The organism is Micromonospora coerulea (genome assembly GCF_016598485.1).
Classification (GTDB): domain Bacteria; phylum Actinomycetota; class Actinomycetes; order Mycobacteriales; family Micromonosporaceae; genus Micromonospora; species Micromonospora coerulea.
In genome coordinates this window covers 23,367-43,259 of sequence record NZ_JAEMUW010000033.1, presented here as the reverse complement: position 1 = coordinate 43,259, position 19,893 = coordinate 23,367, and the positions used below count along the sequence as shown (strand labels likewise).

Sequence of the window (19,893 nt, the reverse complement as noted above, 5' to 3'; positions counted from 1 at the left end):
CCCCCGGCCGGGCTGACCTTCCTCCTTCACCGGCACGCCGGGCCGTTGACACCGTCCACCGGCCTGGTTGGATGGACTGCGCTCCCCGAGGTGGTGGAGGCGAGGGACCGAGGAGGCAGTGTGGGCGCAGGTCCCGAAGCGGATCGGGGCGTCTCGAACCACCGCCGGCGCCGGTTCGACGTCCGGGTCGTGCCCCACCGCAGGCGTTCCCCCTTCCGGCTGCGCGACTGGCGAATGCGTACCAAGCTCGCCACCGTGCTGATCATCCCCACGGTCGCCTTCCTGGTCCTGGCCGGCGTCCAGACCCGGGGACTGGTCGGGCAGACCACCGCGTTGAGCGAGTTCGCCCAGCAGGTCGGCATCGGTCGGCAGATCACCGCCGCGGTGGACCGGCTCCAGCAGGAACGGGACCGGACCGCGGGCGAGCTGGCGGCGCTGCACCGGTCCGCCGGCGGCCCCGAGCGGGACGCCGCCATCAGCGCGCTGAAGCCGCTGCAGACCGCCTCCGACCAGGCGCTGGCCGACCTGCGCGGCGCGGCCGAGCCGCTCGCCGACGCCGACGCCGCCTGGCGGGTCGCCTACTCAGAGGCCCTGGAGGCGTACGACCAGGTCATCTACATCCGGGCCGCGGTGCCGCCCGCGGTGCTCAGCAGCGACACCATCCTGAGCAACTACCACCGGGCCGTCGACGCGCTGCTCAACCTGCTGGCCGAGCCCTCGCCCGGCGACGACGAGCGGGCGCTCACCGACGCCGTGCTGCGCTACGTGCAGCTCTCCCGGGTCAAGGAGCTCTCCTCGCGGATCCGCGGCCAGCTCTATGCCGCCGCCCGCGCCGGCCGGTACGAGCCGGACGACCAGGTGACCCTGACCGACCTGCGGGCCCAGCAGCTGACCGCGCTGGGCGCGTTCCGGGTGGCCGCCACCGCCGATCAGGTCCGCCGCTACGACCAGACCTCGGTGGACCCGGCGTTCGTCTCGGCGATCCGGCTGGAGGAGAGGACGCTGCCCACCGGCGTCGCCGCACCCGCGGTGCTGCCCGCACCACAGTGGTGGGCGGCCAGCGACGAGCGCCAGGAGCTGCTCCGGCAGCTCGAGGGCGAGGTGCTCGACGACGCCGTACGCCGCGCCGACGACGCCAGCTCGGGGCAGTTGCAAGACACCCTGCTGGTGGTCGGCGGCATCCTCGCGGTGCTCCTGGTGGCCGTGCTGACCTCGCTGCTCATCGGTCGCTCCATCGCCCGGTCCATGCGGCTGCTGCGCAGCCAGGCGCTGCGGATCGCGCAGGTGGAGCTCCCCGACGCCCTGGACCGGCTGCGCGCGGTGGACAGCCCGGTGACCGGGATCGACGTGCCGCCCGCCGTGGTCCGCTCGCTGGACGAGATTGGCGAGCTGGCCGAGGCGTTCGTGGCGGTGCACCGCAGCGCGGTCAGCGTCGCGGTCGAGCAGGCGCTGATGCGCCGCAACGTCAACGCCATGTTCGTCAACCTGGCCCGCCGCAGCCAGGTGCTCGTCGAGCGGCAGCTCGAACTCCTCGACGACCTGGAACGCGAGGAGGGCGACCCGGAGCAGCTGGAGAACCTGTTCAAGCTGGACCATCTGGCCGCCCGGATGCGCCGCAACGACGAGAGCCTGCTGGTGCTGGCCGGCACGGAGTCCACCCGGCGGTGGAACCGGCCGGTCGGTCTGGGCGCGGTCCTGCTCGCCGCCAGTGCCGAGATCGAGCAGTACCAGCGGGTCCGCCACGCCGGCAGCGCGGACCTGCACGTGGTGGGGCACGCCGTCGGCGACCTGGTGCACCTCTTCGCCGAGCTGCTGGAGAATGCCACGGCGTTCTCCCGGCCGGACACCACCGTCGCGGTCACCGCCCGCGCCGAGGGCCTCGGGGCACTGGTGGAGATCGCCGACCAGGGGCTGGGCATGAGTCCGAGCGCCCTGGCGGAAGCGAACGTCCTGCTGGCGGAGCCGCCGGCGGCCGACGTCGCCGCCTCGGAGCGGATGGGTCTGTTCGTGATCAGTCACCTCGGTGCCCGGCACCGCGTCCAGGTCCGCCTTCAGGGCGGGCCGGACGGCCTGGTCGCCCAGGTGCGGATCCCGGCCGAGCTGCTGGCGCCGGCGCCGGCCCCCGAGCTGGACGCGCCGGCCTCGCCCCGGATGCTGACCACCCAGGTCATCGCGGCCACCCGGCCGGCCACCCCGCCCGCCGTGCCGGTGGCGGCGGTGCCGGCGCCGCGCCGTCCGGAACCGACCGGGCTGCCCGTGGCCGGGCGCCGGCCGGAGCCGTCCACCGGCCCGCCTGCCGGGCCCGCGGAGCAGCCGGTGGCGGGCGAACCGCCGGCGCCGCCCACGGGGATGCCGGTGGCGGGCGGGCCGGCCGAGCCGGCGACGGAGCTGCCCCTGGCGGGCCGGCGACCGGAGCCGCCGGTGGCGCCGCGGCCGGCCCGGGCCGAGAACGTGCTGACTCCGGCGGCCGGGCCGCGCGCCGGCGGCGGCTGGTTCTCCCGGCAGGGGTCGTCGTCGTCGACCCTCGGTGTGACACCGCCGCCCGTTCAGACGCCAGTGACCGGAGGGACCAACGAGCGGGGTCTGCCGGTACGGGTGCCGATGGCCCAGCTCGCCGCGGTCACCCGGTCCGCTCGCCCCGACGAGCCCGCGCCGCACCACGATCCGGATCCGGACGCGGTCGGCGGCATGCTGTCCCGGTACTACGGCGGCGTGCGGCGCGCGGAGGCCGAGGAGACCAGGGAGATTTTCATGCCGGGCGTACCGAGCGAAGGGGAACAACAATGATCACGTTGAGCCAGGAGGCGCGCGACCTGAGCTGGTTGGTGAACGCGTTCGCCGAGCGGGTCCCCGGGGTGGCGCACGCCGTGGTGGTCTCCTCCGACGGGCTGCTGGTGGCGATCTCCGCGCACCTGCCCCGCGACCACGCCGACAAGCTCGCGGCGGTGACCTCGGGGCTGATGAGCATCACCGCGGGCGCCGCCCAGATGTTCGACGGCGACGTCGTCAAGCAGACCGTCGTGGAGATGGGGCGCGGGTACTTCCTCGTCATGCAGATCCGGGACGGTTCGATCCTGGCCACCCTGGCCGCCGCGGACGCCGACATCGGCGTGGTCGGCTACGAGATGGCCCGGCTGGCGAAGCAGGCCGGCGAGATGCTCACCCCCGCACTGCGCGCGGAGCTGCAACAGGCCCTGCCGCGCTGACGGCGCTGGCCGGGCCGGGGTGACGCCCCCCGGCCCGGCCATTGCCGCGCCCGCTCAGCAGCCGTTGTCCCGGATCACCGTGCGGTACCAGTGGGCGCTGCGCTTGAGCACCCGGCGCTGCGTCGGGTAGTCGACGTAGATCAGGCCCCAGCGCTGGTCGTACCCCTCGGCCCACTCGAAGTTGTCCAGCAGCGACCAGACGTGGTAGCTCTCCAGCGGCACCCCGTCGGCGATCGCGCGGTGCGCTGCCGCGAAGTGGTCATGGAGGAAGTCGATCCGGCCGGAGTCGTCCACTGTGCCATCGGCGCCGAGGGTGTCCGGGCAGGGCAGGCCGTTCTCGGTGACGGTGATCGGGATCCGGCCGTAGTCGCGGGTGACCCGGGTCAGGATGTCGTACATCCCTTCGGGGTGGATCTGCTGCCAGTCCGCCTCGGAGGTGGGCCAGCGGCGGGTGGTGTCGCCGCTGGCGGTGACGTAGTAGGGCGTGTAGTACTGCACCGCCAGCAGGTCCACCGGGCTGGCGATGACGTCGAGGTCGCCGTCGCGGATGCCGGAGACCATCCGGCTGTCCGGGCCGAGGTCGGCCAGCACGTCGTCCGGGTAGCTGCCCTTGAGGACGGAGTCGAGGTAGAGGCGGTTCTCGTAGCCGTCGTACAGCCGGGTCGCGGCGGCGGCCTCGGCGCTGTCATCGGCCGGATAGCAGGGGTGCAGGTTGAAGGCGGGACCGATCCGGCCGGCGCCACCGGTTGCCCGCAGCGCCTGTACGGCCAGGCCGTGCGCGAGCTGCAGATGGTGGGCGACCAGGTAGGCGGCCGCCGGGTCCTGCCGGCCCGGCGCGTGGTGCCCCCACAGGTAGCCGTTCTGCACCACGGTCTTCGGCTCGTTGATGGTGAGCCAGACCGGGACCTGGTCGCCGAGGGCGCGGAAGACGGCGTCGGCGTACTCGGCGAAGCGGTACGCGGTGTCCCGCGACTCCCAGCCACCGGCGTCCTGCAACGCCTGCGGCAGGTCCCAGTGGAACAGGGTGGCCATCGGGGCGATGTTCCGCTCGTGCAGCCCATCCACGAGGCGGCGGTAGAAGTCCAGGCCGCGCTGGTTCGGCTTGCCGGCGCCGTCGGCCTGGATCCGGGGCCAGGAGATGGAGAACCGGTAGCTGCGCAGGCCGAGGTCGGCCATCAGGTCCAGGTCGTCGCGGTACCGGTGGTAGTGGTCGGCGGCCACGTCGCCGGTGTCGCCGTTGCGGGTGCGGCCGGGGGTGTGGCTGAAGGTGTCCCAGACGGACTCGCCCCGGCCGTCCTCCTTCGCCGCCCCCTCGATCTGGTACGCCGACGTGGCCGCGCCCCAACCGAACCCTGGCGGGAAGCGCAGCGGCCCGCGTGGGTCGGGGTTGCTCTCGCGGTCGGTCTCCGGCGCGCTGTCGCCGCCATCGACCGCCGTGGCGGCCACCACGGCGGGGGTGGCGCCCGCCAGCCCGGCGCGGGCCGCGCCGGTGGCCGTGGCGGACGGCGCGGCGCGGTGGAGCAGGCGCCGTCGGGTGAGCATTGACATCGGTTCTCCTCGGAGGATAAGGGCCACCCGACGGCCGGGAGCGCTCCCATAATAGGCGGGCGCTGCCGTGCCACGGTTCCCGGGTGGGCCCGATAGCGAGCGAGGCCGGCCGGGCGGCGGAGTCCGCCAGTCGGTCGGGCCCTGGGGAACTGAAGCGGTCCGATCGGCGGACGGCCTGATTCCCACGGTCAGGCCGGGTGGGCCGGCCGTCCGGCCGACGCAGCGCAACGGCCGGCCCACCACTGACGTCCGGAGACGAGATTGCCGCGAAAATGCCCCCGAAATTGGGGCTGGGTGGGATCACGCGGCGGCGGTGGACGGAGTAACGTACATCACCGGAGAGGCCGCTCCCCCCGTGGCGGCCTCTCCTTTTTTGTCCCGGCCCCGTTGCCGCCTCCGTGCGCGGTGCCGCCGGCGCCGGCCGCTCCGTAGCGCTCCCAAGGGAGGCCGTGCGCCGGCGCGGGCCGGCCGCTACGGTGTGCGGGTGCGGGAGACGGCGAGGGGTTGGACGGCGGTCTGGTTGGTCGTGCTGGCCCTGGCGCAGGCGGCGGCCTTCCTGCTGGTGTGGCGCTTCGCCCTGCACACCGAGGTCGGCCAGTGGATCGACACGGTGGCGCTCACCGGCAACCGGATCGGGCAGGACCGGATCGACGGGCCGGTGAACCGGATCCTCAACGCCATGTCGGTGGTGTCGCTGCTGGTGGCCACGGCGGTGATCGGATTCATCGCGCTGATCCGGGGTCGCAAGGCCCTGGCGGTCACCGCCACTCTGCTGATCGCCGGCGCCAACGGCAGCGCCCAACTGCTCAAGCACGTCCTGACCCGGCCGGACTTCGGCATCGACCCGGAGCGGGCCGCGGCGGGGAACAGCCTGCCCAGCGGCCACACCGCGGTGGCCGCGTCGGTGGCCGTCGCGCTGATCCTCGTGCTCCCGTCCAGGGTGCGCGTCGTCGGCGCGTTCGTCGGCGCCGGGTACGCGGCCGTGGCCGGGGTGGCCACCCTCTCCGCCGGCTGGCACCGGCCCAGCGACGCCGTGGCGGCGTTCCTCCTGGTCGGCGCGTGGGCGGCGGCGGCCGGCCTGGTGCTGCTCATCTTCCAGCGGGAACGCGCCGTGGTATCCACTGAGGACGCGCACCCCGTCGCGGCGGCGGTGCTCGGCCTCGGCGGGGTGCTCGCCCTGGTCGCCTCCGGGCTCGCGCTGTCCTGGCTGGTCGACCTCCCGGAGCTGCCCACCGACGAGCTCGCTCGCCGCCCACTGTTCATCGGGTACGCGGGCAGCGCGGCCGGCATCGTCGGGACGATCGCCGTGGTGGCCGCGCTGGTCCTCGCGCTGGTGCACCGCGTGGTGCCGCGGTACAAGGGCTAACGGTAGTAGGTGCCCACAGTGGTGCCGCTGGCGATCTCCCGGCCCTTCAGCGCGCGGTGCACATCGGCGGCCTTCGGCGTGCCGGGCAGGTCCAGCGGTTGGTTCAGCGCGTAGAGGCGGAAGAAGTAGCGGTGCGCCTCTGCGCCCCGGGGTGGCTGGGGACCGCTCCAGCCGGTCTCGCCGAAGCTGTTGGGCCACTCCTGGCCCCCCGGCGGTACCCCGCCCTCCGGCACCTCGCCGGACTCCGGGGAGATGCCGGTGACCAGCCAGTGCACGAACGGGTCCTGCCCGGCGTCCGGATCCTCGACGAGCAGGACCAACTCCTCGGTGGTGTCCGGGATGTCGGACCACTGCAATGGCGGCGAGAGGTTCTCCCCGTCCCGGGCGAACCGTCCGGGTAGCAGGTCGTGGTCGGTGAACGCGGTACTGCGCAGCATGATGCCGGCCATTCGACGCCCCCTTTCGTCGGTCGGCGGGTACCCGGCGGGCGGAGGCCGAAACGGCCGCGTGAGAGGGTACGTCCGCGGCCGGGGCGGATCGGGGGAGCGCGGATGGAGCAGGTACGGACGGCGTTCCGGGACGAGTGCGCCCGGCTGGCGGAGATCCTGTCCGGGCTCGACGCGGCCGACCTCGACCGGCCCACCCGCTGCGCGCCCTGGACGGTGCGGGACCTCGTGGCGCACGTCAGCAGCGGCGCCGGACGCCTCGTCGACATGCTCGCCGCGCCCGCGCCGCAGCGGGCCGAGGTGGACGCGGCCGGCTACTTCGGGGCCGCCAAGTTCACCCCGGAGGTGGACGCCGCCCGGATCGACAGCGCCCGGCGGCAGGCGCGGCAGCGGCCCGGCGTACCGGCGGTGGCGGCGGACTTCGCGCGGGCCTGGCGGGCCACCGACGAGGCCGTGGCCGCGCAGCCGCCGGGCCGGCTGGTCCGCACCCGGCACGGCGACGCGATGACCCTGACCGAGTTCCTGCGGACCCGGGTGGTGGAGGTCGGCGTGCACGGCCTGGACCTGGCCGAGGCGTTGGACCGCAAGCCGTGGCTGACCCCGACGGCGGCGGACGTGGTGGCCACGCTGCTGACCGCCGGCCGGTCCGTCCCGGCCGGACTCGGCTGGGATTCGCTGACCCTGATCCGCAAGACCACCGGCCGGCTGCCGCACACCGAGCGGGAGCGGCGCCTGGTGGCGGAGTCGGGGTTCCGCTGGCTCTCCTTCGGCTGACTCGGGTGCCGACCCCGGTGCTCGACGCCGGGCCGCCGACCTGGCGTCATCCCGCGTAGTGATCGATCCCGGTGCGCCCATCCGGGCTGTCCGCACCCTGCGGACACCGACACATCCGCGGCCTGGAGCCGATCTCGCCGATCCGGCCCGGCGTCGGGGTGGGCCGGTCAGTCCCCGACGCGGGCGGCGGGGACGTGCGGCGCGATGCGGCGCAGGTGGTCCAGGACGATCGGATCGATGCGCCCCGGCACCAGCCGTTCCTCGAGGTTCTCCACCCCGGCCCAGGAGGCGAGCGCGTCGTCCGGGCCCGCCGGTCCCACCGGGTGGCCGACGGCGGCCAGCAGGGTGACGACCTCGTCGGCGAGCGTCCCGGTCAGCTCACGCAGGGTGGCCGGATCGGGCTTGCCGAAGAGCATCGTGTGCGTGTCGAGCAGCCGCCCCAGCTCGGTCACCGGGTCGCGGTGGTCGTCCACCCGCAGGTCGACCAGGGTGTCGCCGGTGCCGGCGTACCCGCCGCGCCGCTCGACCACCAGCAGTCCGGCGCTCTGCCGGCCGCGCCGGTCGCCGCCCGCGCGGTCACCGGCGTGCAGCGCGGTGAGCAGGCGCCGCGGGAACGGCAGCTCCTCGCCGCCCAGCCAGGCGTCCCGGACCGCGTCGATGACGTGCGGGCCGGCCAGGATGTTGCCCTGCGCGGCCCAGCCGTCGCCGGCCTGCCCACCGGCCCACGGGTGGCAGCGCGGCCCGGTCCAGGTCGCCCCGTCGCCGGCCGGGCCGACCACGCCGAGCTGCCGGTCGTCCCGGCCGGGGTCGGCGGCCACCAGGCCGGCCACCACGTCGGCGGCGGCCACGCCGGTCCGCAGCAGCGCCAGCCCCTGCGGCCGGTACGCGAGGTTGACGTGCGCCTGGCTGGCGATCGCGCCGACCTCCGCCTCCGCTGCCGGGACCAGCGCCCCGGCGGCGAGGAACTTGCTGGCCACGGCGACGCCGTGCAGGCGCCCGTCGGCCGAACGGGCCACGATGGAGAAAGTCACGAGCGGATGGTAGCGCTGGATCGGAGCCCCATCGTGCCCTCAATGTCCGGCCACCGGGCCGGCGGTGGGGGCTTCTTTCCGGGCCTATCGGTCGGTATCGCCCGGATCGCCGCCGCCGCGACCGCTTCGGATCTTGCTCGGGACGACGACGACCGGGCACGATCGACCGGTGACGAATCGATGGGGCATGACGGTGCCGCTGAGCGGGATCCCGCTCGCCGACCACGCCGCGATCTACGCGGCCCTCGACCGGGCCGGCTTCACCGACGTCTGGTCGTCGGAGGTGGCCGGGACCGACGCGTTCACCCCGCTGGCGTTGGCCGCCGCCTGGCAACCCCGGCTGCGCCTCGGCACCGCGATCACCCCGGTCTTCACCCGGGGGCCGGGACTGCTCGCGATGAGCGCCGCCGCGCTCGCCGAGGCCGCACCCGGACGCTTCTCCCTCGGCATCGGCGCCTCCTCACCAGTGCTGGTCCGCGACTGGAACGCGCTCCGCTTCGACGAGCCGTTCCGGCGGACCCGCGACGTGCTGCGCTTTTTGCGCGCCGCCCTGCGCGGGGAGACCGTCGACGAGGTCTACGACACCTTCACCATCCGCCGGTTCGCGCTGGAACGCCCACCCGCCGTGCCCCCGCCGGTGCTGCTCGCCGCGCTGCGCCCCGGCATGCTCCGGCTCGCCGCCGCCGAGGCGGACGGGGTGATCCTCAACTGGCTCGCCGCCGACGACGTGCCGACCGCGCTCGCCGAACTCGGCGAGCGCCGGCCCGGCTTCGAGGTGGCCACCCGGATCTTCGTCTGCCCCACCGAGGACGCCGGGTACGCCCGCACGCTCGGCCGGCGGCTGATCACCGGATACCTCACCGTCCCCGCGTACGCCGCCTTCCACCGCTGGCTCGGCCGCGAGGCGACGCTCGGTCCGATGTGGACCGCATGGGCGGCCGGGGACCGGCAGGGCGCGGCCGCGGCCGTACCCAACGAGGTGGTCGACGCGCTGGTGCTGCACGGCTCGCCCGAACACTGCGCGGCGCAGGTCCGCCGCTACGCCGACGCCGGAGTGGACGTACCGGTGCTGGCGCTGCTACCCACCCCGGAGCTCGCCGCCGGTGGCGCGGCGGCCCTGGCCACGCTGATCCCCCGACTGGGCGTCGCCGACGCGGACCGGAGCTGAAATGAATCTCACCGATCGGGTGGCCGTGATCACCGGCGGGGCCGGCGGGATCGGGTCCGCGCTGGCCCGGCGGTTCGTCGCCGAGGGCGCCGCCGCCGTCGTCGTCGCCGACCTGGACGCCGCCGCGGCCCACGCCGTCGCCGCGGAGATCGGCCCGACCGCGCACGCCGTCGGCCTGGACGTCACCGACGAGGAGCAGGTCCGCGCCCTGGTGGAAGAAACCGAGCGGCGGTACGGCCGGATCGACCTGTTCTGCGCCAACGCCGGGGTGGCCACCGGTGGGGGAATGGAGGCCCCGGACGCCGACTGGGACCGGTCCTGGCGGGTGAACGTCCTCGCCCACCTCTACGCCGCCCGGGCCGTGCTCCCGGCGATGCTGAAGCGCGGCTCGGGGCACCTGTTGCTCACCTGCTCGGCGGCGGGCCTGCTCACCGCGGTCGGCGACGCCCCGTACACCGCGACCAAGCATGCGGCGGTCGGCTTCGCCGACTGGCTCGCCGTCACCTACCGGGACGCCGGCATCCGGGTGAGCGCGCTGTGCCCACAGGGCGTGGACACCCCGATGCTCGCCGACGGCCTCGCCAACGGCCACCTCGGCGCCCGGGTGATCGCCGCCTCCGGCGCGGTGCTCACCCCCGACCAGGTGGCCGACGCGACCATCGCCGGGCTGGCCGAGGAGCGGTTCCTGATCCTGCCTCACCCGGAGGTCGCCGCCTACGCCCGCCGGCGCGCAGAGGACCCGGACGGCTGGCAGGCCGGCCTGCGCAAACTCGTCCGCCGGTTGCGCGCCGAGGATCAGTAGGAGCTGTCCCCACCGCTGCCGCCCCCATGCCCGGCGGCGTCGCCGTAGGTGCCGTTCTCCAGCAGCGCGGCGGAGTAGCGGTCGACGGGAGCAGCGTGTTGCCGTTGGGCGCCCGGTCAGCCCGGCGGGGTCGGCCGTTCCCGGTCCGTGCAGACCTGGCCGGAGGTGGCGAACGTGTCGGTGGAGTAGACCGCGAGCACCGTGAAGCAGTAGTCCAGCCTGCCGTTCAGCCCGTTGACCGTGTAGCTGGTCTGCCCCGGGTCCACCGTGGCCATCACGCCCAACTTCTGGCCGGCCCGGCCGCCGGCCACCATGAACGGCACCCCGCCGCCGGTCGGGTCGGTCCAGGTGATGGTGATCGTGGTGGTGTCGTCGCGCAACCGCAGTTGACCCGGGGGCGCCCCGGTCGCCAGCGGCTTCGCCCGGGCCGGCCCGGGCGCGGGCGGCGGCGACGGGTCCCGGTCGAGCACCACCGCGCCCACGCCGACCGCGGCGGCCACGGCCAGCACCGCGGCGCCGCCCGCCACGGCGATCACCGCCCGGTTGCGGCCGCGCGGCTCGGGCTCCGCCACCTGCGGGTACGCGGGCGGCTGGTGGAACGGCGCCGGCACCGCCGGCCAGGCCGCCTGCGCCGGGTACCCCTGCGGGGCGGGCTCGGCCGGCCGCGGCTCGGGAAACTCCAGCAGGTCGTCGTAGACCGGCAGCGGTTGCCGGACGGCGGATTCTGCCGCCGGGGCCGGCCCGGGCAGCGGGTGCCGGTCCGGCTCGTAAGCGTCGTCCGGCGACGCCTCCGGTGGCGGGTCGGCCGGTCGGTCGAGCGGCTGGGGTGGGGCGGCGCTGCTCCATGGCGGCGCGGTCAGCCCCCACGGCGGTACCGGCGACGCGCTGACCGGGGCCACGGCCGGCGGCCCGCTCACCGGCTGCGGACCCACCGGGTGAGCCCCACCACCCGGCCCGCCGGGGTACGGCAACCCCAGGTCGCCGCCGGGTGCCCCGCTCACCGGGTGCCCCGGCGGCCCGCTCACCGGGTAGGCGGCCGCCGGCGGCCCGCTCACCGGGTACGGGGGCGTCGTCGGCGCGCTCACCGGCGGGTACGACACCGGCGGCCCGTCGACCGGGTGGGCCGGCGGCGCGCTCACCGGGGCGGCGGGCACCGGCGGGGCCGGCGGCGGGGTTGGTGCGGCGGCGACCCGGTCCGCCTCCTCGCGCAGCAGCGGCGCGATCTGCTGCACCTGGATCGTAGGCCTGGTCCAGCCCGGCGGCGGGGTGGGCGGCGGCTGCTGATCGCCCCCGCCCACGCCGGCCCGGATCGCGGTGGGGTCGCTCGGCGGGACCGCCGGCGCCGGCACGGTCGGCAAGGGTGGTACCGGGACGGGCAGGCCCGATGCGGGCGGTGCGACGGCCGGCCCCGGGACCGCCGGGGCCGGGGGCAGCGGGGTGGACGGCCCGGCGGGCCGGGCCGGTGACCCGGCCGGGGCCCGGGCGGGCGCCGGGCCTGGCGGCGGCGCCGGGGCCGGCAGCCCGAGGATGCTCGCGGGCGGCGGACTGGACCCCGCCGGCCCGCCGGCCGGCGGACGCGGCGCCCACTCCGACGACGCCGGGGGCGCGGGCGGCGGCACGGGCGGGGCCGGCGCCGGCACCGGCCGGGGCGCTCCGGCCTGCGGCGCCCACTCCGACCCGGGTACCGCCGGGGCGGGCGGTACCGACCGCGGCGCGCCGGTCACCGGCGGCGGCGGGAGCTGAGGTGCCCGCGACGGGTGCACGGCGGGCAGCGGCATCGTCGGCCCGGCGAGCATGGCCGGATCGCGGAGCGGACCGGCGGCGGCCGAGCCGCCGAGGTAGCTGCGGGCCGCGCGTACGGCGGGATGATCGGGACCGAGCACCGCGGGCCCGGCGGTGGCGACGCGGGTGTAATTGCGGCGGGCCTCGTGCCGGTTGCCCAGCTCCTCCGCCACCCCGGCCAGGTCGAAGCTGAGCGCCAGCATCAGCGGATCGGCGTCCCCGCGGCGGCGCTCGCCGGCCGCGTACGCCTCCTCCAGGACGCGGCGGGCGGCGGCCGGGTCGTCCGCCTCCCGGTGCAGCCGGGCCTAGAGGTGAGCGCTGCCCAGCACGTCCGGGTGGTCCTCCCCGTACGCCGGCCGGGCCGCCGCGATCGCGTCGGTGAGCAGGCGGCGGGCGCTGGCCAGATCACCGGCGGCCCGCAGAGCCTGGGCCTGGTGCGCAGCGGCGGTCAGCGGGGAGGGGTGGGACACGTGAGCAATGCTGCCGGTAGTCGGCGGTCGGACGCTACCCGCCCCGGCGGATCGGCGGACCGAAGCCGCTGGCGCGACGCCCTGAGCTGCGGAAACTTGGGGTACGCGAGGGCGGTGGGCGGCGGTGTGCATGATCCACCCGTGCCGTGTACAGTAATGCCCCGTGCGGCCCACCAGGGCGGACGACGGGTGATGAAGTCACGGCGGCCGACAGGGTAGGCTGGACGAGCAGGTCCGGGTGGCGGAATGGCAGACGCGCTAGCTTGAGGTGCTAGTGCCCGTATAGGGCGTGGGGGTTCAAGTCCCCCCTCGGACACAAATCATAGCCCCACGGTGCGCGCTGAGATCGACTGCAGCGCGCACCGTTTGCGTTTCAGGTCGGCAGGTGAGCCGGAGTCCGAGTTGCCGGTAGACCTCGGCCTTGTCGGCGGGGTCGGCGCCGCGGAGCGCGGCGGTGATGTCGTCGAGCGCGGTCACCAGGGTCGTGATTTCTGCTCGGCTCATCCGGCGCGGGGTGGTGCCGGCGTTCGCGTGGAGATTTGCTCCCGCTCGGGCGCGTTCGGCCTGGGTCTGCGCGATCCAGCCGGTGACCACTGCCGGTCGGCACCAGCGTCGAGGGCGGCGCGTTAGCACTCCAACTCGGCGTCGCACTCGGTGATGATTGTCTGGGCTGCTGTGCCGGGCGCGGGCGGATGATCCAGGGGCTGGGCGTCGGCCATCGCGGTGATCGTCTGTTCGATGCGGTGGGGCGCGAAGGCGGAGGCCAGCCAGGTATCGAGCGGGTCGGTGAGGGCGTCCTCGCGTAGGTACACGTTGCGGGGGTGTGGTGCGGGTCCACGCCGATGATGACCTGGGCCATCGTGTCCTCCCTCGATCCGACGGTGTTCGTCGACCGGAGGGCAGCGCCACCTTGAGCCGGGCAGTCCCCTCTTGAGCCTCTCTCCGCCGCGGTGACCGGCGGGACGCACGCCAGATGAGAGCCACACCAAACAGCGGTGGGCAGCCGCGATAAGAGCGACCCCACCGGTCACCTCGACCGAGCCTGGCCGGGCTACGGTCGTACCACCAGTCAACAGGCAGCCGCGGACTGGGCGTCACGGAGCGCGGCCGGCTGCTCACGGGTGGCGACGCGCGGACGTGCCGATGTGCGGATGTCCCGAGGCGAGCTGACGGGCTGAGGCTGCGACTACTCACTTCGATGCCCGACTGGTAGGCGGCTGCAGAGTTGCGTAACGACCGGATCTGCAGAGTCAACTGCGGTGTGGCTCAAGCTAAGAGGGCGGCGGGGGAGTGGAGGAAGCGGCGTTCGGCGGCGGTGCCGGTGAGCGCGGCGGCGCGCTCGTAGGCGGCCGCGGCATCTTCGCCATGCCCGAGGCGGTGGAGCAGATCGGCGCGCACCGCGTGGAATACATGGTGGTGGTCGAGGCCGTCGAGGGCGTCCACTTGAGGGCCTTGGCGATGGCGTCCCAGAGCTGCCGTCGGCGTAGCTGAGCTTCCGCCGCAGGTACGGAACAATGGGTCTCATGATGGATGTGCTCGAGGATCTGCGGTGGCGCGGTCTGCTGCAGGATTCCACCGGACCGGACTTGCTGAGGGATCATCTCGCCGAAGGGCCGGTTACCTATTACGTAGGGTTCGATCCCACCGCGCCCAGCCTTCAGGTGGGTAACCTGGTGCAGGTCTTCACCGCGCGCCGGCTCCAGCTCGCCGGGCACCGTCCGCTGCTGCTGGTGGGCGGGGCGACCGGGCTGATCGGTGACCCGAAGGAGGAGGGCGAGCGGATCCTGAAGTCCGCCGATACGGTCGCCGGCTGGGTGGACCGGATCCGTGGGCAGGTCGAGCCGTTCTTCGCGTTCGACGGCGCGAACGCGGCGCGGATGGTCAACAACCTGGATTGGACGGCGCCGACGTCCGCGATCGATTTCCTGCGGGATACCGGCAAGCACTTCCCGGTCAACCAGATGCTGAACCGCGAGGTGGTGAAGGCGCGTCTGGAGGGGGGCATCAGCTTTACCGAGTTCGCGTACCAGCTCCTGCAGGCACACGACTTCTTCCAGTTGAACCAGCGGTACGGCTGCACGCTTCAGCACGGCGGTTCGGACCAGTGGGGCAACATCGTTGCCGGTGTCGATTTCGCCCGGCGAAAGGGCGTGCGCGGCCTATACGCCTTCACCACTCCGTTGATCACTCGCGCAGACGGCACCAAGTTCGGCAAGAGCGCCGGGGGCATGGCCGTCTGGCTGGACCCGGAGATGACCAGCCCGTACGCGTTCTACCAGTTCTGGTTCAACACGGCCGACGTCGACATCGTCCGCTACCTGAAGGTGTTCAGCTTCCGGTCGCCTGAGGAGATCGAGCACCTGGCGCAGGAAACCGCGGAACGGCCGTTTCTGCGCGCCGGTTAGCGCGCGCTGGCCGAGGAGCTGACCACGCTGCTGCACGGTGACAAGGAGTGCGCGCAGGTCGTCGCCGCGTCCAAGGCGCTGTTCGGGCAGGGCGCGCTGGGCGAACTGGAGCCGGGGATGCTGCGGTCCGCGCTGGCCGAGGCGGGACTGGTGGCGGTGACCGAACTGCCCTCCGCGGCGGTGCTGTTCGAGAAGTCCGGCTTGGTCGCCGGCTTGGGGGAGGCGCGCCGGGCGGTCGCCGACGGCGGGGCGTACATCAACAACACGCCGGTCACCGACGCCGACGCCCCGGTGCCGGCCGACCAGTTGCTGCACGGCCGGTTCCTTGTCCTGCGCCGGGGCAAGCAGAAGGTGGCCGGCGCCGAACTCGTCAGGTAATCCGGCGCCGGCCCGTCCCGGAGGTCGCCGTCAGCCGAGCTCGGCGGCGACCTCCGCGTCGGTCATCCGCTCGATCTGCAGGACCACGCGGGCACGGTCCTCGAGATAACCGGGTTCGCCGGCCGCGCGCAGCGCCTCGGCCAGCTCCGACATCGTCGCCCCCCAGTACAGCGTGCGCAGGTCCAGTTCGGACCCGAACGCGGTGTTGATGTGGTTGAGCAACTGCATCGCCAGCAGCGAGTGGCCGCCGATCTCGAAGAAATTGTCGTGCGGGTGGATGTCGTCCGCAGGCACGCCCAGCACCTGCGACCAGAGGTGCGCGAGCAGTTCCTCGACCGCCCCGCCCGGCTCCTCGGCCACGGGCTCGCCGGCCGTCGCCGGGCTGGTGCCGTCGCCGGGGGAGGCGGCGGCCGGGACGACGAACCGGACGGCGGGAGCGGTCGGGTCGGCCGTCATCGTCTCCAGCAGAGCCAGGTAGTCGGAGGCCAGCTCCCGCACCGCCTCGGGGCCGAACAGGTCGGTGCTGTACTCGATCATCCCGCGGATGGTGTCGCCGACCACCTGCAGGTCGAGAGTGAGGTCGAACCGCGCGGCGCCGTCGTCGGGCCGGTGTGGCTTGACCACGAGGCCAGGCAGCTCCACCGCGGTGGTCGGCGCGTTCTGCAGCACGAACATGACCTGGAACAACGGCGTGTGGCCGAGATCTCGGCGCGGCTGAAGTTCCTCGACCAGGCGTTCCAGCGGCAGCTCCTGGTGCGCGTACGCGGCCACCGCGGTCTCGCGTACCCGGCCGAGCAGGTCACGGACCGACGGCTCGCCGGACAGGTCGGTACGCAGAACGACCGTGTTGACGAAGTCGCCGATCAGCGGGGCCGTTTGCGCCCAGGAACGGCCGGCGACCGGCGTGCCGACCACGATGTCCGTCATGCCGCTGTGCCGGGCCAGCAGCGCCTTGAACGCGGCCAGTAGCACCATGTAGACGGTCACGCCTTCGGCGCGGGCGAGTGTGTGCACCGCCGCGGTCAGCGACGCCGGCACTTCGACCCGTTCTCGGGCGCCACGCAGCGACCGCACCGGGGGGCGGGGCCGCGCCGCCGGCAGCGTCAGCAGCTCGGTCCGGCCGGATAGCCGCTGCCGCCAGTAGGCGAGTTGCGGATCCAGGTCACCCGAGGCGAGCCGGTCCCGCTGCCAGACGGCGTAGTCCGCGTACTGGATCGGCAACTGCTCGAGCGGGTCGCCGGCGTACGACCGGGTCAGCTCCCGCAGGAATACACCGATCGACCAGCCGTCGAACACGATGTGGTGCGCAACCACGGCCAGTACGGCATCGCTCGGGTGCAGCCGGATCAGCTGCGCCCGGATCAGCGGCCCGGTCGTCAGGTCGAACGGGACGGCGGCGGCCTCCCGGGCCAGCGCCAGCGCGTTCGCGAATCCGCCCCCGGGCGCCGCCCGGCGTATCTCGAACGGCACCTCGACTCGGTCGGCAACGACCTGGCCGGCTCGGCCGTTGACGGCGGCGAACGTGGTGCGCAGCACCTCGTGCCGGGTGACCACCTGATCCAGCGCGGCCTTCAGCGCCGCCTCGTCGACTTCGCCGATCAGGCGGAACACTATCGGCACGTGGTAGACGGCTGTGCCCGGGCGGAGCTGCTCGAAATACCACAGTCCTTCCTGGGCGGACGACAGCGGAATGATCCCGTCGCGAGTTGCCCGCGGAATCCCGGTGGTGCCCGGCGCTCCGGGCCGTCGCTCCACCCATGCGGCAAGCTCGGCCACGGTCGGATGGGTGAACAACGTGGCCAGGTCGAGATCGGGGCAGACCGTGGCGCGTGCGATCGCCTGCACCCGCGTGGCCAGGAGCGAGTCGCCACCCAGGTCGAAGAAGTTGTCGTGCACGCCGACCTGCTCGGCCGGCAGCCGCAGCACCTCCGCCCAGGCCTCGGCGAAGGCCTGTTCAAGCGCGGTGCGCGGCGCGGCGAAGGCGGTGCCGAGCTGCTCGCGGAGCTGGTCCGGCGCGGGCAGCGCGGCCCGGTCGATCTTCCCGTTGGGGGTCACTGGCAGCGCGTCGAGCACCACCATGGCCGCCGGCACCATATGCGCGGGCAGGATTCGCTTCAGCTGCTCCCGCACGGCGTCGACAGAGATCCGGTTCCGATCGCCGGCGAGGTAGCCGACCAGCCGCCGGTCGCCGGGATGATCCTCGCGGACTGTCACCACGCAGCCACGGACCCCCTCCTGCCGGGCCAATGCCGCCTCGATCTCGCCTGGTTCGATCCGGAACCCGCGGATCTTGATCTGATGGTCGGCGCGGCCGAGGAACTCCAGATTTCCGTCCGGACGCTCGAGGACCAGGTCGCCGGTGCGGTAGAGGCGCGCCCCGGGCGGCCCGCCGTAGGTGTCCGGGACGAAACGCTCGGCCGTCAGCGACGGCCGGTTCCGATAGCCGCGTGCCACCCCGGCGCCGCCGACGAGTAGTTCCCCGGGCTCACCCGGCGCCGCCGGCCGGCCCGTCTCCGCGACCACGACCAGGCGGGTGTTCGCGATCTCCCGCCCGATCGGCACCGGCCCGTCGGGCAGCTCCCCGCCAACGGCGAGGGCGGTCGAGTTGATGCAGGTCTCGGTCGGCCCGTAGAGGTTGTACACGGCCGTGGCAGGCAGCTGGGCCCGGCATCGGCTGATCAGCTCGCCGGTCAGCGCCTCGCCACCGCACAACACCCACCGTACGGTCGGCGCCGTAAACCCGTCGTTCAGCAGCTCGCGCAGCACCGACGGGGTGAAACCGATGACCGTGACAGCGTGACCGGTCACCACCCGCTCGATCGAGCGGGCGTCGACCCGCAGCTCCGCGGGCGCGACCACCAGTGTCCCGCCGGTGGTCAGCGGGGCCCAGAACTCCCATCCGGCAGCGTCGAAGCCGGCGGACGTGATCTGGAGGAAGGTTTGGGGCCGGCGCTGCCAGATCGTGCCGGTGATCCACCGGACGTGGTTGACGATGGCCCGGTGCTCGATCATGACGCCCTTGGGGCGCCCGGTCGATCCGGAGGTGTAGATGACGTAGGCAAGGTCGTCCGAGCCGGCCGGTGCGGCCGAGTCGTCGTCGATGGCATCGTCGGGGCCGGTCAGAGCCTCGGCCACCATGGCCCGGGTCAGCACCAGTCGCGCGCCGGCGTCCGCCACCATGAAGGAGACCCGCTCGGCGGGGTAGGCAGGATCCATCGGCAGGTAGGCGCCACCGGCCTTCAGCACGGCCAGCAGCGCCACGACCAGCTCCGGGGAGCGTTCCAGGGACAGGCCCACGAGCACGTCCGGCCGCACACCCCGGCGGCGCAACCAGCGCGCCAGCCGGGTGGCCCGCGCGTCGAGCTCGCGGTAGGTCATCCGTTCGTCCGCGCAGATCAGCGCGACGGCCTCGGGCGTCCGCCTGACCTGCTGCTCGACCAGTGCGTGCAGGGCCAGCTCGGGGTGAGCGTCGGACATGTCGTCAGCCCCGGCTCGGCGTGACGAACGCGTCGGCGAACCGCCGCATCCCGGCCAGCACCGCGTCCTTGGGGAGGCCGAAGTCGACCAGGCAGGCGATCTCGGTCACTCCGGCCGCCTCCACCTCGGCGATCGTGGCGCGGAGCTTCTGCTCGTCGCCGAGCAGCGAACTGGCCGCGTAGTAGCGCTCGAAGGTCAGGTCCAGCAGCTCCTCGATCAGCGACTCGTCGGTGACCTGCCTGAGATCGGTCGTGCTGCGGTCGACCAGGTCCCCGCTCTGAAGCTTGACCGACGAGCGCAGGTAGTTGCGCATCGGCGTGCGCACCAACTGCTTGACGTCCTCGCCCGGCGCGCCCAGGTAGGTGTGCAGCATCAGCGACACGCAGCCCGGCGAGCCGGGCCGGGCCGTCTGGTAAGCCGCGATGTTATTGCTCAGCGCGGGCAGGTCCTGGCCGATCAGGTGGGTCAGGACGTGCGCGTCGTGTTCACCGGCGAGGCGGAACGTCGAGGTGGATCCGGCGCTGGTCGCCCAGGCACGCAGCTCCGGCCGGACCGGCTGCGGCCTGATCGAGATCTCGACCTCCCGGCCGACCCCGTTGGCTCGGACAATCGACTTGCCCTGCCACAGCTCGCGCAGCTCGGTGAGCTGCCGCCACATCACGCCGCGCCGGTCCGCGTAGTTGTCCGGGGCGAGGACGAAGTCGGTGGCGTTCCAGCCGCTGCCGACCGACAGTCCCACCCGGCCGCCGGAGATGTTGTCGACCATCGACCACTCTTCAGCGACCCGGATGACGTCGTGCAGCGGTGTGATGACGCTGCCCGCCCGGATCTCCACCCGTTCGGTGACCGCGGCCAGGGCGGCGCCCATCACAGCGGGGTTCGGGAACAAGCCGCCGAACGCTGCGAAGTGCCGCTCGGGCACCCACACCGCGCCGAAACCCAGCTCGTCGGCGAGCCGGGAGGCCTCGAAGACCAGATCGTAGCGGTCGGCGGCGTCCGGCTCGCTGGAGAAGAACATGATGGTGTACTGCACTGTCCAC

15 protein-coding genes, 1 tRNA gene and 1 pseudogene are annotated in these 19,893 nt (G+C 73.9%); 8 read left to right on the top strand and 9 right to left on the bottom strand.

Annotated features, from left to right (window positions below; all coding sequences use genetic code 11):
• The first annotated feature begins 120 nt into the window (after window positions 1–120).
• Window positions 121–2,787 carry a sensor histidine kinase gene (locus I8N68_RS28605; protein ID WP_200215697.1) on the top strand — a complete coding sequence of 889 codons (2,667 nt, stop codon included), beginning with the start codon at window positions 121–123 and terminating at the stop codon, window positions 2,785–2,787.
• On the top strand, window positions 2,784–3,206 hold the full coding sequence (locus I8N68_RS28600) for a roadblock/LC7 domain-containing protein (protein ID WP_109804767.1): 423 nt from the start codon (window positions 2,784–2,786) through the stop codon (window positions 3,204–3,206). Before I8N68_RS28605 ends, I8N68_RS28600 begins: the two co-directional genes overlap by 4 nt.
• A 54-nt stretch (window positions 3,207–3,260) precedes the next feature.
• On the opposite strand, the gene I8N68_RS28595 is transcribed toward I8N68_RS28600, so the two are convergent.
• The gene (locus I8N68_RS28595) at window positions 3,261–4,754 is read right to left on the bottom strand and encodes a GH1 family beta-glucosidase (protein WP_200215695.1); all 1,494 of its coding nucleotides are present in this window, start codon (window positions 4,752–4,754) and stop codon (window positions 3,261–3,263) included.
• 478 nt (window positions 4,755–5,232) lie between these two features.
• Here I8N68_RS28595 and I8N68_RS28590 point away from each other — a divergent pair, with 478 nt between their 5' ends.
• Entirely contained in the window at window positions 5,233–6,120 is an 888-nt protein-coding gene (locus I8N68_RS28590; protein WP_200215694.1) for a phosphatase PAP2 family protein, read from the top strand.
• Here I8N68_RS28590 and I8N68_RS28585 read toward each other — a convergent pair.
• Window positions 6,117–6,569 carry a YbhB/YbcL family Raf kinase inhibitor-like protein gene (locus I8N68_RS28585; protein ID WP_200215693.1) on the bottom strand — a complete coding sequence of 151 codons (453 nt, stop codon included), beginning with the start codon at window positions 6,567–6,569 and terminating at the stop codon, window positions 6,117–6,119. The genes I8N68_RS28590 and I8N68_RS28585 overlap by 4 nt on opposite strands.
• Before the next feature lie 102 nt (window positions 6,570–6,671).
• Here I8N68_RS28585 and I8N68_RS28580 point away from each other — a divergent pair, with 102 nt between their 5' ends.
• Window positions 6,672–7,340: a maleylpyruvate isomerase N-terminal domain-containing protein gene (locus I8N68_RS28580; protein WP_200215691.1), complete on the top strand. Its 669-nt coding sequence runs from the start codon at window positions 6,672–6,674 to the stop codon at window positions 7,338–7,340.
• Window positions 7,341–7,507: 167 nt separating this feature from the next.
• On the opposite strand, the gene I8N68_RS28575 is transcribed toward I8N68_RS28580, so the two are convergent.
• Window positions 7,508–8,371: a DUF1028 domain-containing protein gene (locus I8N68_RS28575; protein WP_200215689.1), complete on the bottom strand. Its 864-nt coding sequence runs from the start codon at window positions 8,369–8,371 to the stop codon at window positions 7,508–7,510.
• Window positions 8,372–8,558: 187 nt separating this feature from the next.
• On the opposite strand from I8N68_RS28575, the gene I8N68_RS28570 reads away from it, so the two are divergent.
• Together I8N68_RS28570 and I8N68_RS28565 are read left to right on the top strand one after the other, a co-directional pair.
• Complete coding sequence (locus tag I8N68_RS28570; protein ID WP_200215715.1) at window positions 8,559–9,539, top strand: LLM class F420-dependent oxidoreductase; 981 nt, start codon at window positions 8,559–8,561, stop codon at window positions 9,537–9,539.
• Window position 9,540: 1 nt separating this feature from the next.
• Window positions 9,541–10,341 (top strand): SDR family oxidoreductase, encoded by an 801-nt coding sequence (locus tag I8N68_RS28565; protein WP_200215687.1) that lies wholly within the window; start codon window positions 9,541–9,543, stop codon window positions 10,339–10,341.
• Between the two features lie 116 nt (window positions 10,342–10,457).
• Here I8N68_RS28565 and I8N68_RS33270 read toward each other — a convergent pair whose 3' ends face one another.
• Together I8N68_RS33270 and I8N68_RS34370 are read right to left on the bottom strand one after the other, a co-directional pair.
• Window positions 10,458–12,326: a hypothetical protein gene (locus I8N68_RS33270; RefSeq protein ID WP_372433883.1), complete on the bottom strand. Its 1,869-nt coding sequence runs from the start codon at window positions 12,324–12,326 to the stop codon at window positions 10,458–10,460.
• A 102-nt stretch (window positions 12,327–12,428) separates the two neighbouring features.
• On the bottom strand, window positions 12,429–12,593 hold the full coding sequence (locus I8N68_RS34370) for a hypothetical protein (RefSeq protein ID WP_372433881.1): 165 nt from the start codon (window positions 12,591–12,593) through the stop codon (window positions 12,429–12,431).
• A 232-nt stretch (window positions 12,594–12,825) separates the two neighbouring features.
• On the opposite strand from I8N68_RS34370, the gene I8N68_RS28550 reads away from it, so the two are divergent.
• Window positions 12,826–12,909 (top strand) — tRNA-Leu (locus tag I8N68_RS28550).
• Between the two features lie 310 nt (window positions 12,910–13,219).
• On the opposite strand, the gene I8N68_RS28545 is transcribed toward I8N68_RS28550, so the two are convergent.
• Window positions 13,220–13,405, bottom strand: a complete 186-nt coding sequence (locus I8N68_RS28545) for a hypothetical protein (protein ID WP_200215685.1) — start codon at window positions 13,403–13,405, stop codon at window positions 13,220–13,222.
• Between the two features lie 454 nt (window positions 13,406–13,859).
• Window positions 13,860–14,036, bottom strand: coding sequence for a hypothetical protein (locus I8N68_RS28540; RefSeq protein WP_200215683.1), 177 nt, complete (start codon window positions 14,034–14,036; stop codon window positions 13,860–13,862).
• A gap of 83 nt (window positions 14,037–14,119) precedes the next feature.
• On the opposite strand from I8N68_RS28540, the pseudogene tyrS reads away from it, so the two are divergent.
• Window positions 14,120–15,376: pseudogene (gene tyrS / locus I8N68_RS28535) on the top strand (tyrosine--tRNA ligase).
• A gap of 30 nt (window positions 15,377–15,406) precedes the next feature.
• On the opposite strand, the gene I8N68_RS28530 reads toward tyrS, so the two are convergent.
• Complete coding sequence (locus I8N68_RS28530) at window positions 15,407–18,853, bottom strand: non-ribosomal peptide synthetase (RefSeq protein WP_200215681.1); 3,447 nt, start codon at window positions 18,851–18,853, stop codon at window positions 15,407–15,409.
• 4 nt (window positions 18,854–18,857) lie between these two features.
• Window positions 18,858–19,886 carry a MupA/Atu3671 family FMN-dependent luciferase-like monooxygenase gene (locus tag I8N68_RS28525; RefSeq protein WP_200215679.1) on the bottom strand — a complete coding sequence of 343 codons (1,029 nt, stop codon included), beginning with the start codon at window positions 19,884–19,886 and terminating at the stop codon, window positions 18,858–18,860.
• Between the last annotated feature and the right edge of the window lie 7 nt (window positions 19,887–19,893).

Excerpts from the sequence above, each read along its gene's own strand:
- I8N68_RS28595 (WP_200215695.1), bottom strand. The coding sequence starts at position 4,754 with ATGTCAATGCTCACCCGACGGCGCCTGCTCCACCGCGCCGCGCCGTCC.
- I8N68_RS33270 (WP_372433883.1), bottom strand. The coding sequence starts at position 12,326 with ATGCTGGCGCTCAGCTTCGACCTGGCCGGGGTGGCGGAGGAGCTGGGC.
- I8N68_RS28585 (WP_200215693.1), bottom strand. The coding sequence starts at position 6,569 with ATGGCCGGCATCATGCTGCGCAGTACCGCGTTCACCGACCACGACCTG.
- I8N68_RS28600 (WP_109804767.1), top strand. The coding sequence starts at position 2,784 with ATGATCACGTTGAGCCAGGAGGCGCGCGACCTGAGCTGGTTGGTGAAC.
- I8N68_RS28580 (WP_200215691.1), top strand. The coding sequence starts at position 6,672 with ATGGAGCAGGTACGGACGGCGTTCCGGGACGAGTGCGCCCGGCTGGCG.
- I8N68_RS28530 (WP_200215681.1), bottom strand. The coding sequence starts at position 18,853 with ATGTCCGACGCTCACCCCGAGCTGGCCCTGCACGCACTGGTCGAGCAG.
- I8N68_RS28570 (WP_200215715.1), top strand. The coding sequence starts at position 8,559 with ATGACGGTGCCGCTGAGCGGGATCCCGCTCGCCGACCACGCCGCGATC.
- I8N68_RS28565 (WP_200215687.1), top strand. The coding sequence starts at position 9,541 with ATGAATCTCACCGATCGGGTGGCCGTGATCACCGGCGGGGCCGGCGGG.